This window comes from Dactylosporangium siamense (assembly GCF_016862795.1).
In the GTDB taxonomy this organism is placed as follows: Bacteria; Actinomycetota; Actinomycetes; order Mycobacteriales; family Micromonosporaceae; genus Dactylosporangium; species Dactylosporangium siamense.
Genome location: NZ_BONQ01000125.1, coordinates 13,330 through 29,605 on the forward strand (window position 1 = coordinate 13,330; position 16,276 = coordinate 29,605).

Genomic DNA, 16,276 nt, shown 5'->3' on the forward strand with positions numbered 1-16,276 from the left:
CTTGCCCGCGCCGATGGTACCGCCCGCCCTGGTCCCGCCACGGTTGGCCGTCGCGTGGTGTGGGTACAGTGTCGACCGGGGGCGACATGGCTGGACACGACCGATGCGCAGGGGCGCGGTGACTGATGACACGCGACCGCTTACGCTCGGTGTCCAGGGACTTCTCCGGTGACGGTCTCCGCCGCGTCCGGGACCTCGTCGACCAGGCCGCCCGGGTGGCCGGTGTCTCCGCCACCAATGCCCACAACCTCGTGATCGCCGTCAGTGAACTGGCCGCCAACGCCGTGCGCCACGGCGGCGGCAGCGGCCGGATCGTCATCGAGCAGACCGGCGACGGGGTCCGCATCGAGGTCAGCGACCACGGCCCCGGCCTGCCCGAGCACCTGTCGCAGGAGCTGCCGGCACCCGACGCGGTCAGCGGCCGCGGCCTGTGGATGGCCCGCAACCTGTGCCGCGACCTGCACATCTCCAGCACCGCCCGCGGGGTCACGGTCCGGCTGTTCATGCCCCGCGCGGAGTCGGCGGCCTGACCGGATCGTCGGTGTGCTCATCGAGGAACCGCAGGTAGTCCGCGAGCCGGCCGGCCGCGGTCAGCATCGCCCGCCCGCGCGCCGCGAGGCCCTGCCGCCAGTCCCGCAACGACGCGTCCAGCGGCGCCGGACCGGCCGTGGCGCGCACATGGCCGACGACCTCCGCGATGTGGCCCAGCAGGTAGCCGCCGCGCCTGAGCAGCTGCGCCAGCTGGGCGTCCCGCACGTCGTCGGTGGTGTACAGGCGGTGGTGGCTGGCCCGGTCGCGCCGCGGCGTGAGGATCCCGGCCCGCTCCCAGGTCCGCAGCGTCGCGGGCGTCACGCCGAGCCGGTGCGCGACATCACCGACGAGCAGCGGCCGGTCGGCCCGGACCGCGACCGCGACCGCGGGCAGCGGCGCCGGCGTCGCCAGGGTCGTCACGGCCACCTCGACGGCGTCGAGGGTCTCCCGGTCGCGCTGCAGCTGGGCATGGCTGCGGTCCACGGCGCGCAGCACGGTGTCCACGTCACCGGCGTTGGCGGCGCGCATGACGTCGCCGGCGGTCGCATACCCGTGCGCCGGGATCAACGCCACGTAGGCCCGCAACGCGTGGGCGTGCACGGCCGTGTAGGTGCGGTAGCCGCTCGGGGTGCGCCCGGCCGCGGGGATGCAACCGTCGCGTTCGTAGTTGCGGACCGCCTGCGCGGACAGGCCGTGCTCCCGGGCGAGGTCCACCGGCCGGTATCGCACCTGCGTTTGAGGGTTCATCGCCGCCTTCCGCGCTCGACCGCGGTCCGACATTCAACAGGTGATTCAACGATACGGTAGAGGTCATGACTCCCGCACCGGTCGCCGAGGTCCGCACCCTGATCGCCGCGTCGCCGGACCTGCTCGCCTTCGGCGAACCAACCCACGGCGAGCCCGCGTTTCCGCAGCTGCGCAACGCGTTGCTCCAGGCCCTGGTCGAAGACGGCTTCCGATCCGTGGCGATCGAGTCCGACCGGGTCGCCGCCCTCGACGTCGACGCCTACGTCCAAGGCGGCGACGGGACCCTCGACGCGGTGCTGGCCACCGGGTTCAGCCACGGCCTCGGGCAGCTGGACGCCAACCGCGACCTCGTCGCCTGGCTGCGCGGGCACAACGCCGGCCGCCCGCCCGGCGACCGGGTGGCGTTCCACGGCTTCGACGCGCCGCTGGAGATGACCACCGCGCCCAGCCCCGGGCCGTACCTGCGGCACCTGCACGACTACCTGACCGCGCGGCTCGGGCCGGACGGGTTCCGGCACGGCCGCACCGACCTCGGGGCACTGCTCGGCGACGACAGGCGCTGGAGCGACGTCGCCGCGCTCATGGACGCCACGAAGTCCGTCGGCGGCGGGGCGGCGGCCATGGCCCTCCGGGCCGTCGCCGACGACCTGGTCACCACGCTGTACGCCGAGGCGCCGCGCCTGGTCGCAACGTCCTCACCGCAGGCGTGGCGCCGGGCGGAGGTGCACGGCAGCACGGCGCTCGGGCTGCTGCGGTACCACGCCGTCGCAGCCGACCCGATCACCCCGCAGGAGCGCACGTCGCGGCTGCTCGGCATCCGCGACGCGCTGATGGCCCGCAACCTGCTCGACATCCGCACCGGCGAGCGGCACCGCGGCCCGACGCTGGTCTTCGCCCACAACCGGCACCTGCAACGCCACCCGAGCACCTGGCGGCTGGCGGGGATGGATCTGACCTGGTCCAGCGCCGGTGCCGTCGTCGCGACCCTGCTCGGCGAGCGGTACCTGTACATCGCCGGCAGCCTCGGCTCCAGCGCCGCCCTCGGCCTGGCGGCGCCCGACGCCGGCACCTTCGAACACGCCCTCGGCCCGGGCCTGACGGACGCCGCCGTGCTGACTGCCGAACCCGACCCGGGTGCGGTCCTCGTGGACGCCGTCACGCTGGCCGCGGTCACGCACGGGCGGCGCGAGCGGACCGACGTCACCGCCGAGCAGGGGTACTTCCCGCTCGACGCGGCGACCGTCGCCGGCTGCGATGCCGTGCTGCACGTCCCCACCGCCGCGCCGCAGGGACCCGACCCGGCGGCGCTCGCCGAACGGATCCTGGCGCTGCCCGGCACCGAACTGCTCCTCGCGACCGAGGAGTCGGGCGCGCCCGAGACGAGCTGGGGCGACCGGTTCTTCTACGTCGGCCCGGACCGGCGGCTGCCGTTCGCCACGATCGTCGGGCGGGACACCCCGGGCTGGGACGAGGCGTCGCGGCTGGACCGGCCCGGCGTCTTCCGCGTCAATGTCCACGCGGGACGCGAGGAGTTCCAGCGGCTGCTGGGGTACCCGCCCGCGGAGCTTGAGGAGCGGCGGCCGGCCGTCGACTTCGCCCGCCTCGACGTGATCCTGCCGCACCCGTCCTACGGCCGGCAGGGCTGGGTGTGCGTGCTCAACCCCGGTCCGCGTAGCGTCGCCGACCTCGATGGACTGATCGTGACGGCGCACCACCGGGCGGTGCTGCGTCGATCCGGTTGATCCCGTCGCGGCAGGGGTACCGGGGAGGCTCCGACCACCGACAGAGGAGTTCAGCGATGGCGCTCAACGACGACGACATCACCACCACCCCACCCGGCCCCGGCCCCGAAGGACCCGCCGACGGCGGTGCCGTGCCGGCCGCGCACGACGGCGGCGCCGACGGCGGCGCGATGACCGACGAGGGCACCGCCGACGGCGGCGCGAACATCGAGGCCGAGGACGGCGGTGCCGACGGCGGCGCGGACGGTGACCCCACGGAGGGCCCCAACGACGGCGGCGCGAACGCCCGGGCCACCGACGGCGGTGCGGACGGCGGCGCGAGCGAATGACCGCCGGCAGCGGCGGCGCGCGGACCGCGCTGCGCCGGTGCGTCCCGATCCCCGCCGACGACTTCGCCGAGCGGCACTGGGACCGCGCGCCGCTGCTGTCGCGCCGCGTCGACGACTACACCGACCTGCTCGACCTCGACGACGTCGACGAGCTGCTGAGCCGCCGCGGGCTGCGCACACCGTTCGTGCGGATGGCCCAGCGGGGCAAGGTGATCGCCGCGGCGCGGTACACCGGCGGCGGCGGGCCGGGCGCGGAGATCGGCGACCAGGTCCACGACGAGCGGGTCTTCGAACTGCTCAACGGCGGCGCGACACTGGTGCTGCAGGGACTGCACCGGCTCTGGCCGCCGCTGATCGACCTGGCCGGCGGGCTGGGCCGGGAGCTGGCCGTGCCGGTGCAGATCAACGCGTACCTGACCCCACCCGGAAACCAGGGGTTCGCCACGCACTACGACACCCACGCGGTCTTCGTGCTGCAGGTCGCCGGCACCAAACGGTGGCGGGTGCACCCGCCGGTGGTCATCGACCCGGTCGAGCGGCAGCCGTGGGGCGGCCGCGCCGACGAGGTCGCCGCCGTCGCCGCGGACCCGCCGGTGCTGGACGCCGTGCTCGGACCCGGCGACGCGCTGTACCTGCCGCGCGGCTGGCTGCACGCCGCCTCGGCGCTCGACGACTGGTCGCTGCACCTGACGCTGGGACTGCGCGCGCCGACCCGGCTCAGCGTCGTCGAGGCGCTGCTGGACCTCGCCGCCGACGAGCCAGCACTGCGGGCCGGGCTGCCGATGGGCACCGAGCTGGGCGACGACGGGTCGTCGATCGCCCCGGTGCTCGCCGACACCGTCAAGGCACTGCACTCGTGGCTCGACACGCTCTCACCGGACACCGTCGCCGCGCACTGGTCCCGCTCCACCGCGTCAGCCGCACGGCCGGCGCCGATGCGGCCCGTGGCGCAGGCGGCGGCCCTGGCGCGGCTGTCCGTGGACGACCGGGTCCGGTTGCGGCCGGGACTCCGGGCCCGGATCGTCACCACCGAGCGGGTCGCGATCGAGGTGCCGGACCGGACCGTCACGATGCCGGCGGTGTGCGCGGCGGCGGTGCGCGAGCTGCTCGACGGCCGGGTGCACCGGGTCGGCGACCTGCCTGGCCTGGACGACGCCGACCGCCTGGTGCTGGTCCGGCGCCTGATCAGCGAGACGATCCTGACCCTGGACGCATAAAGGGCCGGCGCCCAAGGGCGCCGGCCTTTCGCGATGCTTCAGCTCTTGAAGACGTCCTTGATCTTCTCGCCGGCCTGCTTGAGGCTGCCGGACGCCTGGTCGACCTTGCCCTCGGCCTCGAGCTGCTCGTCGTCGGTGGCCTTGCCGACGCCTTCCTTGACCTTGCCCTTGGCCTCTTCCGCCTGGTTGTCGATCTTGTCGCTCAGTCCCATCGCGAACCCACTTCCCTACGGCCGCCGGCCGCGGCCACGCTTTCGGGGTGCCCCGTGGCGACCCGGTGAAACTGGTTCGTTCGCCTCAGGCGTCCCGGTCCGCAACCGATCTGCACTGTGGGGAGTTCTGCGAGGCTCGGGGTGATCGGTGATGACGGGTTGGCTCGCGAACCGGGCGGTCCGCACGAAGGTGCTGCTCGTCGTGGCGATCCTCGGTGTCGTCGCCCTCGCCGGCAGCGGCGTCGCGACCATGCGCCTGCACGAGCTCAGGACCGAGGCCGAGGCGCTGTACGTCCGGGGACTCCTGCCGGTCGCCGAGCTCAGCGAGGTGCGCGACGACGTCGCCGCGGTGCGGGTCGCCGTGCTGCACCACGCACTCACCCGCGACGCCGCGCAGCAAGACGCGCACGAGCAGGAGGTCGTGGCCGCGTCCGCCAAGTTCGCCGCGAACCTGGCCGCGTACCGCGCGGCCAGCGGCGTGCCGGCCCTCGCCGACGAACTCGGCGCCGTGTTCGGCCGGTACCGCACCGCGGTCGACACCCAGCTGCTGCCCGCCAGCCGGACCGGGAACCTCGGCGAGGTCGAACGGATCAGCGACGACGTCACCGGCCCCCTCGCCACGCAGGCGGCGGACCTGGTGCGGCGCATCGGCGCGGCGGACCAGACGGCGGCGGAGCACCGCCGGGACCGGGTGCGTGCCGCGTACACCGACGCGCTGCGCTGGACGTGGAGCCTGCTGGGCGCCGGGCTCGCCCTGGCCGTGCTGTTCGCGCTGCTCGTCGCCGCCCAGCTGGTCCGGGCCGTGTCCCGGGTCGCGCACGTCGTGGCCGGGATCGCCGTCGGCGACCTGACCCGCGTCGCGGACGTGCCCGGCCGCGACGAGCTCGGCACGATGGCGACCGCGCTGAACACCGCGACCGGCCGGCTGCGCGACTCGATGCACGCCGTCGGCGCCAGCAGCACCGCACTCGCCGGCGCGGCGCAGGAGCTGTCCACGGTGAGCAACCAGATCGCCGCGAGCGCCGAGCAGGGCAGCGCCCAGGCCACCGTCGTGTCCCGGTCCGCGGAGGAGGTCTCCAGCAACGTGCAGACCGTCGCCGCCGGCACCGAGCAGATGGGCGCCGCCATCGCCGAGATCGCCCGCAGCGCCGCCGACGCCGCCCGCGTCGCCGGCGGTGGCGTCCTGACCGCCCAGTCGGCGTCGGAGACGATCCGCAAGCTCGGCCGGTCCAGCGGCGAGATCACCACCGTCCTGAAGGCCATCACCGCCATCGCCGAGCAGACCAACCTCCTCGCCCTCAACGCGACCATCGAGGCCGCCCGGGCCGGCGACGCGGGCAAGGGCTTCGCCGTCGTCGCCGGCGAGGTGAAGGACCTGGCGCAGGAGACCGCGAAGGCGACCGGCGACATCTCCGCCCGCATCGAGGCGATCCAGCAGGACGCGGCCGCGGCCGTCGCGGCGGTCACCGAGATCGCCGCCGTCATCGACGAGACCAACCAGTACGCCACCACCATCGCCGCCGCCGTCGAGGAGCAGAGCGCCACCACCAACGAGATGACCCGCAACGTCGCCGGGGCCGCGTCCGGCGCCAACGAGATCGCCAGCAACATCAGCGGCGTCGCGCAGTCCAGCCAGGTCACCAACGACGGCGTCGCACGGGCCCGCACCTCCGCCGACGACCTGGCCCGCATGTCGGCCGACCTGCAGCGGATCGTCTCCCACTTTCAACTGGTCTAGCGTTGCTGTCCGAACGGGGCCGCGCCGTTCGTCACCATGGTGAGATCCCGACCAGCGGAGGACGCGAAGCCATGAAGTACATGATGTTCGTCTGCACCGACACGTCGCCTGATACGGATGAAGCACCCGAACCGGACATCGACGCGTGGGTGGCGGAGAACGACCAGGCCGGGCGGCGGCTGACCGGCAACGAGCTGGCGCCGACGGCGTCGGCGACGACCGTCCGGGTCCGCAACGGTGAGCTGCTGGTCTCCGACGGCCCGTTCGCCGAGACCAAAGAGGTGATTGTCGGGTTCGACCTCCTCGAGTGCGCCGACCTGGACGAGGCGATCGAGGTCGCCCGGGCGCACCCGATGGCCAGATGGGGGCGCCTGGAGCTGCGCCCGTTCGCCGCACCGCAGTGACCGCGGCTGCCGTCGCGGCCGCGGCTGCCGCCGCGGAGGCGTACCCGAGGATCGTCGCGACCCTGATCCGGGTCACCGGCGACTGGAACCTGGCCGAGGACAGCGCCCAGGACGCCCTCGCCGCGGCGCTGGAGCGGTGGCCGCGCGACGGCGTGCCCGACAACCCGGGCGGGTGGCTGATGACGGTCGCCCGCAACCGGGCCGTCGACGTGCTGCGCCGGTCCCAGGTCGAACAGCGCAAGCTGCGCGACCTCGCGGTGCTGGCGTTGACCGCACCGGAGCCGGCGGCGCCCGGCGCGTTCGTCGACGACCGGCTGCGGCTGATCTTCACGTGCTGCCACCCGGCGCTGCCGCTCGAGGCGCGGGTCGCGTTGACGCTGCGGACCATCTGCGCGGTGCCGACCGCCGACATCGCCAGGGCGTTCCTTGTCACCGAGTCGGCGATGAGCCGCCGGCTCAGCAGGGCCAAGACGAAGATCGCGACGGCCGGGATCCCGTACCGGGTGCCGGCCGGCCGGGCGCTCACCGAACGCCTCCCCGGCGTCCTCGCGGTGCTGTACCTGCTGTTCACCCAGGGGTACAACGCCGACGGCGAGCCCGCGTTCGCGGACGAGGCGATCCGGCTCGTCCGCCTGGTCGAGCGGCTCCTGCCCGGCCAGCCGGAGGTGCCGGCACTGCTGGCGCTGTTCCTGTTCCAGCACTCCCGTCGCGACGCCCGCCGCGACGCCGCCGGCGACCTGCTCACCCTCGACCGGCAGGACCGGTCCCGCTGGGACCACGCCGCCATCGCCGAGGGCACCGCGATCCTGTCCCGGGTCGCGGCGGACGGCGTCTACGGGTTGCAGGCGCACATCGCGGCGTGCCACGCCACCGCCGCGTCGGCGCAGGACACCGACTGGCTCCGGATCGCCGGCTGCTACGACCGGCTCGCCGCCGCGCAGCCATCACCGGTGATCGCGTTGAACCGGGCCGTCGCGCACGGCTACGCGCACGGGCCGCGGGCGGGCCTGGCGCTGCTCGCCGCGGCCCGCGCCGACGGCGCCCTCGACGGCTACCCGCACGCCGTCGCCGTCGAGGCCGATCTGACCGCCCGGCTCGGTTGGCAGGACCGCGCCGCCGAACTGTTCCGGCAGGCCGCCGCGGCCGCGTTCAGCGACGAGGAGCGCCGCGCCCTGCTCGCCCGGGCGGAACTCAGTACCTGTACCGATGCCCCGCCACCCCACCCGGGGGCACGCTCAGCGACGTGAACACCGTCCTGCGCGCGGCGTGGCTGTTCGACGGCACCGCCGACACCCTGATGCCCGACCCCACCGTGATCCTCGACGGCGGCACGATCACCGCCGTCGGCACCGCGCTGCCCGTCCCCGCCGGCGCGACCGTCGTCGACCTGGGCGCCGCGACCCTGCTGCCCGGCCTGGTCGACACCCACGTCCACCTGGCGTTCGACGCGTCTGCCGACCCGGTCGGCAACCTCGCGGCCCGCGACGACGCCGAGGCCCTCACCGCGATGACCGCCGCCGCCCGGCACGCCGCCAGGGGCGGGGTGACCACGGTCCGGGACCTCGGCGACCGCGGCTACGGCTCCCTCCTGGTGCGTGCCGCCGCGGCCGCCGATCCGACGCTGCCGACCGTCGTGGCGGCCGGACCGCCGATCACGTCTCCCGGCGGGCACTGCCACTACCTCGGCGGCGCGTCCCACGGCGTCGACGGGGTCCGCGCCGCCGTCCGGGAACGCGCCGACCGCGGCGTCGACGTCATCAAGATCATGGCGAGCGGCGGGAACCTCACGCCGGGCAGCCTCCCGGAGGTGTCCCAGTTCGGCCCCGACGAGCTGCGCGCCGCCGTCACCGAGGCGCACCGCCTCGGCCTGCCGGTGACCGCGCACGCCCACGGCACCCAGGCCGTCGCCGACGCCCTCGCGGCCGGCGTGGACGGCCTCGAACACGTCTCGTTCATGTCCGCCGACGGCGTCGACCCGATCCCGGACGCGGTGCTCGCCGCCATCGTCGGGCAGCGGGTCGCGATCGGCATGACCGTGGGCTTCGTGCCGGTGCCCGGGTTCGCCCCACCGCCGGCGGTGCTGTCCAGGCTGCCGCTCATGATCGCGGGGCTGGGCCGCATGCATGCCGCCGGGGCGGTGATGACCGCGGGCACCGACGCCGGCATCGGGCCGGTCAAGCCCCACGACGTGCTGCGCTCCGCGGTCGCCCAGCTCGCCCAGATCGGCATGACCCCGGCGGCCGCGCTGCGGGCGGCGACGTCCGTGGCCGCGACCACCTGCGGGCTCGGGCGCCGCAAGGGGCGCCTCGTCCCCGGCTACGACGCCGACGTCCTCGCCGTCGACGGCGACCCGCTGCGGGATCCGGGCGCGCTGCACCGCATCCGCGCCGTCTACGTCCGCGGGGTCGCGCTCGACGGCGCCGCGCTCAGTCGCTGAGCAGGCCGTGCTCGCGGGCGTAGATCGCCGCCTGGGTGCGGTCCCGCAGGCCGAGCCGGCCCAGCACCCGCGACACGTGGTTCTTCACCGTGCCCTCGCTGACGAAGAGGACCCGGCCGATCTCACGGTTGGTCGCTCCCTTCGCGACCAACCGCAGGATCTCCACCTCCCGGGCGGTCAGCACCCCCTGGTCGGCCGGCGGCGCGGCGAGCCGGGCGGCCACCCCGGCGGCGAGGGGCGCCACCCCGGCGTGGGTGAGGCGGACCGCGGCGGCGAGGTCGGCCGCGCCGAGGTCCTTCAGCAGGTAACCGGTCGCACCGGCCCGTAGCGCCCGCGTCACGTAGTCGTCGTCGTCGAACGTCGTCAGCATCACCACCCGGCACCCGGGCAGCCGCCGGCACAGCTCCCGGGTCGCCTCGACGCCGTCCATGCCGGGCATGCGGACGTCCATCAGCACCACGTCCGGCGCGGACTCCAGGGCCTTCGCGACGGCCTCGGCGCCGTCCGCGGCGGTGCCGACGACCTCGATCCCCGGCTGGAGGCCCAGCAGCGACGCGATGCCGTCGCGGACCAGCTGCTGGTCGTCGACGACGAGGACCCGGACGGCCGTCATGCGGTCGGCACCGTGACGGTGAGGGTGACCCCGTGCTGCGCGGCCACCACCACGTCGCCGCCCACCGCGGCCACCCGCTCGCGCATCCCCCGCAGCCCGAACCCGTCGGCGGCGCCGGCGGCGAACCCGCGCCCGTCGTCGGCGACGACCAGCCGCGCCGCGGCGCCACCGAACGTGGCCCGCACCGTGACCCGGCGGGCACCGGCATGGCGGCGGGCGTTCGTCACGCCCTCCTGCGCCGCCCGGAACAGCGCCACCCGCGCCGCGACCGGCAGGCCGTGCTCGTCACCGGACACCTCCACGTCCACCGCGCAGACCCCGGCGCCACCGGCCGAGGCGAGCTCGGCGAGCGCGTCCGACAGCGAGAACGGCGCGGCGAGGGCCCGCACCGCGCCGCGCACGTCGACGAGCGCGCGGGCCGCGGACTCCCGGGCGTCGCGCACCGCCTGCTCCGCCGCGGCCGGGTCGAGGTCCCGGAACGCCGTCGCCTTCTCCAGCTGGATGCTGACCGCGGTCAGGTGGTGCCCGAGACTGTCGTGGATGTCCCGGGCCACCCTGCCCCGCTCCGCCGCCGCGGACAGCTCGGCGACCTCCGCGAGCGCCAGCCGCAGCCGGGCCCGCGAGTCCGACTCACCGACCGCGGCCGCCGCCATCGCGACCGCCAGCACCATGCCGACGCCCAGCATCAGCACATCTGATACACGTTCGCCGCTGCGGTACCAGTGAGCGTCGGCAACCGTCGCCCAACCGACCGGCAGCGCCACCCCGGCCACCGCGAGGGTGACCGCGACCCGCCTGCCGTAGGCGAAGTACGCGGTGAACGGCACCAGCAGGAACAGCAGGTTCGACAGCCCCGACCCGTCCAGCGCCGCGACCGCCACGAACAGCGCCGTCCGCACGGCCAGGAAGCACCACGGCGGCGCGGTGACCCGCCGCTCCACCGGCTCCAGCGCGGCGAGCACCCCGATCGCGGCGACGAGCCCGGCCGCCTGGGCCGGGCTCCCGCTCTGGCCGCGGGTCAGGTCGTGCAGGCCCGCGATGAGGACGGCGCCGTACATCACGCACGGCAGCCACGACACCGGACGCGGCGGACCCATGCCCACCAGGTTACGCAGCGACCGGCACCGCACGGCGGGCCGGCAGCACCGCCAGCGACAGCCACCCGATCGACACCGCCGCCACGACGTGCACGACGCTGGTGGCCGGGGTGTCCGGCAGCGGCGCGAGGAGCGCGAGCAGCGTCAGCGCCACGCCGTAACCGACCGCCGGCAGCTTCGGGAAGCCGCCGGAGCGCACCATCGACACGCTGAACAGGACCGTCCCGGCGACGAACACCAGTGCGCTGATCGACACCGCCGACCCGGTCGGCCCCGCCAGCAGCGAGTCCACAGTGGACTTGTCGAGATAGAACACGACCAGGTTCAGGGCGAACGCGACCCCGGTGAACAGGCCGAGGCCGATCAGGTTGACCGCGTAGGCGACCGCCCCGAACCGGCCGGCGGTGGCCCGGTGGTGCAGGTAGAGGGCGGTGACCGCCGGCGCCGAGAACGCGATCCCCAGCCCCAGGACGAAACTCGTCGCCGACGTCTCGCCGGTGAACGCCTCGACCGCTCCCGGCACCCCGATCGACAGCCCGAGCAGGACGCCGCTGACGGCGCCGAACCGTTGAAACCACGTGAGATCCATGCCAGGACCGTATTTTCGTGGCCGCCGCCGCGGCAGTGCCGCCCGGCCAGACCCCGGCGCCGGTCGTCATGTGCCGGTGGCGCGCCGCGACGCGGTGGATCGGTGAGGACCCACCGCGTCGTGGTGGTGGCGATCAGTGGCAGGAGCCGGTGCCGCTGTCGCTGTAGGACTGGCCGGCGACCGGCACGAACTGCCAGTCGTAGGTGTTGGCGTGCAGGGTGAACTTCAGGACGCCGTAGGCGGAGCTGTTGCGGGCTTCGCTGTTGGGCTGGATGGTGCCGAACGCGTAGTGGCTGGCGCCGCCCATGCCGGCGACCCAGGTGCGCAGGCCGCGGGCGGTGTCGAGGCCGCCGTTGGGGTTCATCGGGGCGAAGCGTTCGTAGACGTGGTTGTGGCCCCAGAGCACGACGTCGGCGTTGTAGTCGTAGAGCGCCTGGTAGAGCGGGCGGGTCGACGTCGACGGTGCGTGGTTGGAGCTGGAGGTGAACAGGGGGTGGTGCCAGTAGGCGAGCGTGCACGGTTTCGTGCTCGCCGCCAGGTCGGTGCGCAGCCACTGCTCCTGGGTGGAGCCGGCGGACATGCTGATGTTCGAGTTGAGCGAGACGATGTGCCAGTTGCCGAGGTCGAAGGAGTAGTACCCGCGACCCGACGGACCGGCGACGGAGCCGAAGTAGCTGTAGTACGCGGACGCGCCCGACGTGACGTAGTCGTGGTTGCCGGGGCTGGGCCGGGTGCGGGACTTGAACCGGCCCCAGGTCGGCTCGTAGTAGGAGTTGAACTCGCTGGCGGTGCCGCTGTCGTAGACGTTGTCGCCGAGCGTGTAGACGGTGCCGGGGATGTTGTCGATCAGTGCCGCGGTGGCGCTGTCGCCGGAGCCGGAGTTGGCGATGTCGCCCGCGCCGACGAAGACGGGGTCGCCCGACGGCGGGGTGGTGGTGCCGGTGGTGAGCACGAGCTGCGGTGCGTCGGCGCCGCTCTCCCGCGAGTCGTAGTAGGCGCCGTCGGTGTTGGTCGAGCTGCCGCCGATGCTGAACGTGCCGTTGCCGGTCACGAGTGCCTTGACGTCGATCTCGTACCAGCCGTCGCGGCTGACGGCGCCGAGGGTGCCCAGGGTGGCGCCGTCGATCGCGGGCTGGTTGGCCCACGTCGTGCCCGTCTCGGACCATGACGTGTTGCTCATGGCCTTGAACGTGCCGCCGTTGACGCTGCCGTCGTTGCCGCTGATGGCGCGCAGCCGCAGCTTGGCGGCGGTGACCGTGCCGCTGACGCCGGACACCGTGAACCGCAGGAACAGGCGGCGCACGGGTGAGTTGTCCACGACGATCTGCGTGGCGGTGCCGTAGTTGGTGGAGGTGGCGTCGCTCTGGACGTAGGTGTCGGCGACCGGCGTGAACGTTTGCGTGGCGGCCGCCGCCGGCGCGGCGGAGGCCACGACGACGGTGGCGGTGGCGGCGACCAGCACCGCGACCGTCGCCATCGTCACCGGGGGGCGGGTGAGACGGATGCCCATCCAGAAACCCTTCTCTGGGCGTGTGCAGAAGCGCAAGGAACATAGGGACGCCGTTGGACCGGGCCGGGACCGTGAGGTAAACATATAGCGAAATACTTCGATGTAAAGTGCTGTTCATGATCTGCACGCCGGACCGCATTGTGCGGTAGGTTGCCGGCCGAATTCGCACCGGCGGAGGATGGCGGACCGTCACTGCAGAAGGGAATGCGCCGGGTGTACCTGTCGACCGTGTCGAAGCCGATGGACGAGGCGCCCGCCGCGGGTCCGCGCCGCAGAAGGCTGGCCCTGGTCAGCGGCAACGTCGTCGCGCTGGGCACCGTCAGCCTCATCACCGACGTGTCCGCCGAGATGGTTACCGCGGTCCTGCCCCTGTATCTCGTGCTCGGCCTGCACGTCAGCCCGCTCGCGTACGGCGTCATCGACGGCGTCTACACCGGCGCGACCGCACTGCTGCGCCTCGTCGGCGGGTTCGTCGCCGACCGGATCCGCTCCCGCAAGCTGGTCGCCGGGCTCGGATACACGCTGTCCGCCGTCGCCAAACTCGGGCTGCTGCTGGCCGGTCGGTCGATGACCGCGATCGGCGCCGTCATCGCCGTCGACCGGCTCGGCAAGGGCGTGCGGACCGCGCCCCGCGACGCGCTCATCACCGCCTCGAGCCCACCGGAGGCACTCGGCCGGGCGTTCGGGGTGCACCGCACGATGGACGGCATCGGCGCGTTCCTCGGGCCGCTCGCCGCGCTCGCCGTCCTCGCCGCGGCGGGGGAGTCCTACGACGCCGTGTTCGTCACCAGCTTCTGCGTCGCCGCGCTCGCCGTGGTGGTGCTCGTCCTGTTCGTGCGCGAACGACCGGACGGCGGCACAACCGAAGCGCCGAAGGTCAGCGGCACAACCGAAGCGCCGAAGGTCGGCGGCAAGCCCCAAGCGCCGAAGGTCACCGTCGGTGAGGCGGCCGGGCTGCTGCGCGCCGCACCGGTCCGGCGGCTCGTCGCGGCCGCCTGCCTGCTCGGCCTCGCCACGATCGGCGACGGTTTCGTGTACCTCATGCTCCAGCGCCGCGAAGACCTGAGCCTCGTGTGGTTCCCGCTGCTGGCCGTCGGCACCAGCCTCGCGTACCTGCTGCTCGCCACGCCGATGGGCCTGCTCGCGGACCGGATCGGACGGCTGCCGGTGGTCCTCGGCGGCTATGCCGCGCTGGGCGTGACCTACGCGCTGCTGTTCGGCCCGGTCGGCGGCTGGCCGCTGCTCGTCGTCACGCTCGCGCTGCACGGGCTGTTCTACGCCGCCACGGACGGGGTGCTCGTCGCGCTGGCCGGGCCGGTGCTGCCGGTCCGGCTGCGCACGACCGGGATCGCGCTGATCCAGACGGGGCAGGCACTCGCGTACCTCGTCTCGTCCGTCCTCTTCGGACTCGCGTGGCAGGCGTGGGGCCCGCAGGCGGCCAGCCGGGTCGCGGCACTGGGAGTCGCGCTCGTCGTCGTGGCAACGCTGCTGCTGTTGAGGAAGAAGCGCTGATGGCCCTGTCGAATCGTGGTCGGCTGCTGGTGCTCGCCGCCGCCGTCGTCCTGCTCGCCGGCGTCGCCGCCGGATACACCGCGCTCGCCGCGGACCGCACCGCGCCGCCGCTGCCGGCGGCGGGCACGCCGGGCGAGGTGACCCTGACGCCGGGGCCGCGGCTGCTGACGATCACCGACCGGCACCTGGCATCCGTCTCCGCCGCCGACCCCGCCGGCCCGCGGATGGTGTCCACGGTGGAGTGCCTGCGGGTGTACGCCGCCGCCGGCACCGGGATCTGCCTGCGGCCCGCGACCGCGTGGAGCTACGAGGTCGCCGTGCTCGACGCGGACCTGCGACCCCACCAGGTCATCGCCGTCCCCGGCCTGCCCAACCGCGCGCGGGTGTCACCGTCGGGGCGGTTCGTCGCATGGACCGTGTTCGTGGGCGGCGACTCGTACACCAGCAGCGGCTTCTCCACCCGCACCGGCATCCTCGACACCCGCACGGGAACCACCGTGAACACCCTTGAGGAGTTCACGGTCATCCGCGACGGCGCGCCCTACCGCAACGTCGACGTCAACTTCTGGGGCGTCACCTTCGCCGCCGACGACAACCGGTTCTACGCGACGATGTCGACCGGTGGGCGCCGGTACCTGGTCCGCGGCGACCTCGCGGCCCGGACCGTGGAGACCCTGCGGGACAACGTCGAGTGCCCGTCGCTGTCGCCGGACGGCACCCGGATCGCGTTCAAGCAGGCGATCGACGCGGACCCGATGAAGGGGTGGCGGCTGTCGGTGCTCGACCTCGCCACCATGCGGGTGACCCAGACCGCGGAGCGGGCGAGCGTCGATGACCAGGCGGCCTGGCTGGACGGCGCGACCCTGGCGTACACGCTGCGGCAGGACGACGGCCGGCCCGACGTGTGGTCGGTCCCGGCGGACGGCTCGGGCGCGCCACGGCTGCTGATCCCGGGCGCGGAGTCTCCCGCGGCGCTCACGTCAGGCTGACACCCATGTCGTGAACTGGACCGACAGCGGCGCGGCCCGTTGTCGTCACGCACAGTGTGTCGGGTCAGCACATCGGGCTCGACCGGCAGGGAGAACGAGATGGTAGGCAGGAAACTTCTGGCCGCGGCCGGCGTGGCCGTCGTCATGGCGGCGACGCTGGTCTTCGCGGCGGCGGCACCGGCCTCGGCGGCCGTCGGCTACAACAAGCTGTTCCAGAACCAGTACAGCCGCAAGTGCCTCGAGATCAGCTACGGCTCGCTGGCGGACTTCGCGCCGGCCGGCCAGTACGACTGCTACGGCGGGCCGATCGAGCAGTGGAACTACAACACCAGCACCGGCATCATCCAGAACGTGAACAGCGGCAAGTGCCTGGAGGTCGCGTATTCCAGCACGGCGAACTTCGCGGCGGTCGGGCAGTACTGGTGCCACGGTGGCCGGAACCAGCAGTGGGACATGAACCCGACCTACGGCTTCATCGCCAACCGCAACAGCGGCAAGTGCCTCGAGATCCTCAACTACAGCACCGAGAACTTCGGCCGGGCCGTGCAGTACGACTGCTACGGCGGCGCCAACCAGAAGTGGTGGTGGTCCTGACCCCGGCCGGCACAT

Annotated in this window: 17 protein-coding genes; 11 read left to right on the forward strand and 6 right to left on the reverse strand. The window is 73.8% G+C overall.

Going from position 1 to position 16,276, the window contains the following annotated elements; genetic code table 11:
• Positions 1 to 125: 125 nt before the first annotated feature.
• Positions 126 to 530 (forward strand): ATP-binding protein, encoded by a 405-nt coding sequence (locus tag Dsi01nite_RS38820; protein ID WP_203851379.1) that lies wholly within the window; start codon positions 126 to 128, stop codon positions 528 to 530.
• Here Dsi01nite_RS38820 and Dsi01nite_RS38825 read toward each other — a convergent pair.
• Entirely contained in the window at positions 502 to 1,278 is a 777-nt protein-coding gene (locus tag Dsi01nite_RS38825; protein ID WP_203851380.1) for a MerR family DNA-binding transcriptional regulator, read from the reverse strand. The genes Dsi01nite_RS38820 and Dsi01nite_RS38825 overlap by 29 nt on opposite strands.
• Before the next feature lie 65 nt (positions 1,279 to 1,343).
• Between Dsi01nite_RS38825 and Dsi01nite_RS38830 the strand changes: the two genes are divergently transcribed.
• Genes Dsi01nite_RS38830 through Dsi01nite_RS38840 form a run of 3 tightly spaced genes read left to right on the forward strand, consistent with a single transcriptional unit; the run spans position 1,344 to position 4,566 of the window.
• Positions 1,344 to 3,020 carry a DUF6194 family protein gene (locus Dsi01nite_RS38830; protein WP_203851381.1) on the forward strand — a complete coding sequence of 559 codons (1,677 nt, stop codon included), beginning with the start codon at positions 1,344 to 1,346 and terminating at the stop codon, positions 3,018 to 3,020.
• Positions 3,021 to 3,076: 56 nt separating this feature from the next.
• The gene (locus tag Dsi01nite_RS38835; protein ID WP_203851382.1) at positions 3,077 to 3,349 is read left to right on the forward strand and encodes a BatC protein; all 273 of its coding nucleotides are present in this window, start codon (positions 3,077 to 3,079) and stop codon (positions 3,347 to 3,349) included.
• The gene (locus Dsi01nite_RS38840) at positions 3,346 to 4,566 is read left to right on the forward strand and encodes a cupin domain-containing protein (RefSeq protein ID WP_203851383.1); all 1,221 of its coding nucleotides are present in this window, start codon (positions 3,346 to 3,348) and stop codon (positions 4,564 to 4,566) included. Before Dsi01nite_RS38835 ends, Dsi01nite_RS38840 begins: the two co-directional genes overlap by 4 nt.
• A 38-nt stretch (positions 4,567 to 4,604) precedes the next feature.
• Here Dsi01nite_RS38840 and Dsi01nite_RS38845 read toward each other — a convergent pair whose 3' ends face one another.
• Positions 4,605 to 4,778, reverse strand: a complete 174-nt coding sequence (locus Dsi01nite_RS38845; protein ID WP_203851384.1) for a CsbD family protein — start codon at positions 4,776 to 4,778, stop codon at positions 4,605 to 4,607.
• Between the two features lie 151 nt (positions 4,779 to 4,929).
• Here Dsi01nite_RS38845 and Dsi01nite_RS38850 point away from each other — a divergent pair, with 151 nt between their 5' ends.
• The 4 genes from Dsi01nite_RS38850 (at position 4,930) to Dsi01nite_RS38865 (ending at position 9,357) form a co-directional block, all read left to right on the forward strand.
• Positions 4,930 to 6,516: a methyl-accepting chemotaxis protein gene (locus Dsi01nite_RS38850; protein ID WP_203851385.1), complete on the forward strand. Its 1,587-nt coding sequence runs from the start codon at positions 4,930 to 4,932 to the stop codon at positions 6,514 to 6,516.
• Positions 6,517 to 6,587: 71 nt separating this feature from the next.
• Complete coding sequence (locus tag Dsi01nite_RS38855) at positions 6,588 to 6,920, forward strand: YciI family protein (protein ID WP_203851386.1); 333 nt, start codon at positions 6,588 to 6,590, stop codon at positions 6,918 to 6,920.
• The gene (locus Dsi01nite_RS38860; protein WP_308442124.1) at positions 6,917 to 8,167 is read left to right on the forward strand and encodes an RNA polymerase sigma factor; all 1,251 of its coding nucleotides are present in this window, start codon (positions 6,917 to 6,919) and stop codon (positions 8,165 to 8,167) included. The genes Dsi01nite_RS38855 and Dsi01nite_RS38860 overlap by 4 nt, the downstream gene beginning before the upstream one ends.
• The gene (locus tag Dsi01nite_RS38865) at positions 8,164 to 9,357 is read left to right on the forward strand and encodes a metal-dependent hydrolase family protein (RefSeq protein WP_239136491.1); all 1,194 of its coding nucleotides are present in this window, start codon (positions 8,164 to 8,166) and stop codon (positions 9,355 to 9,357) included. The genes Dsi01nite_RS38860 and Dsi01nite_RS38865 overlap by 4 nt, the downstream gene beginning before the upstream one ends.
• Here the strand turns inward: Dsi01nite_RS38865 and Dsi01nite_RS38870 are convergent.
• The 4 genes from Dsi01nite_RS38870 to Dsi01nite_RS38885 all read right to left on the reverse strand — a co-directional run bounded on the left by Dsi01nite_RS38870 (position 9,347) and on the right by Dsi01nite_RS38885 (position 13,166).
• Complete coding sequence (locus Dsi01nite_RS38870; RefSeq protein WP_203851388.1) at positions 9,347 to 9,970, reverse strand: response regulator transcription factor; 624 nt, start codon at positions 9,968 to 9,970, stop codon at positions 9,347 to 9,349. The genes Dsi01nite_RS38865 and Dsi01nite_RS38870 overlap by 11 nt on opposite strands.
• Positions 9,967 to 11,067 (reverse strand): sensor histidine kinase, encoded by a 1,101-nt coding sequence (locus tag Dsi01nite_RS38875; RefSeq protein ID WP_203851389.1) that lies wholly within the window; start codon positions 11,065 to 11,067, stop codon positions 9,967 to 9,969. The genes Dsi01nite_RS38870 and Dsi01nite_RS38875 overlap by 4 nt, the downstream gene beginning before the upstream one ends.
• 10 nt (positions 11,068 to 11,077) lie before the next feature.
• On the reverse strand, positions 11,078 to 11,656 hold the full coding sequence (locus tag Dsi01nite_RS38880) for a hypothetical protein (RefSeq protein ID WP_203851390.1): 579 nt from the start codon (positions 11,654 to 11,656) through the stop codon (positions 11,078 to 11,080).
• Positions 11,657 to 11,789: 133 nt separating this feature from the next.
• Positions 11,790 to 13,166, reverse strand: a complete 1,377-nt coding sequence (locus tag Dsi01nite_RS38885) for a CBM96 family carbohydrate-binding protein (RefSeq protein ID WP_203851391.1) — start codon at positions 13,164 to 13,166, stop codon at positions 11,790 to 11,792.
• 213 nt (positions 13,167 to 13,379) lie between these two features.
• Between Dsi01nite_RS38885 and Dsi01nite_RS38890 the strand changes: the two genes are divergently transcribed.
• From Dsi01nite_RS38890 to Dsi01nite_RS38900, 3 genes are all read left to right on the forward strand, one after another.
• A complete protein-coding gene (locus Dsi01nite_RS38890; RefSeq protein WP_239136492.1) occupies positions 13,380 to 14,678 on the forward strand; it encodes an MFS transporter in 1,299 nt (432 codons plus the stop codon).
• On the forward strand, positions 14,678 to 15,667 hold the full coding sequence (locus Dsi01nite_RS38895) for a TolB-like translocation protein (RefSeq protein ID WP_203851393.1): 990 nt from the start codon (positions 14,678 to 14,680) through the stop codon (positions 15,665 to 15,667). The genes Dsi01nite_RS38890 and Dsi01nite_RS38895 overlap by 1 nt, the downstream gene beginning before the upstream one ends.
• Positions 15,668 to 15,766: 99 nt before the next feature.
• Positions 15,767 to 16,261, forward strand: a complete 495-nt coding sequence (locus tag Dsi01nite_RS38900; protein ID WP_203851394.1) for an RICIN domain-containing protein — start codon at positions 15,767 to 15,769, stop codon at positions 16,259 to 16,261.
• Positions 16,262 to 16,276: the final 15 nt, after the last annotated feature.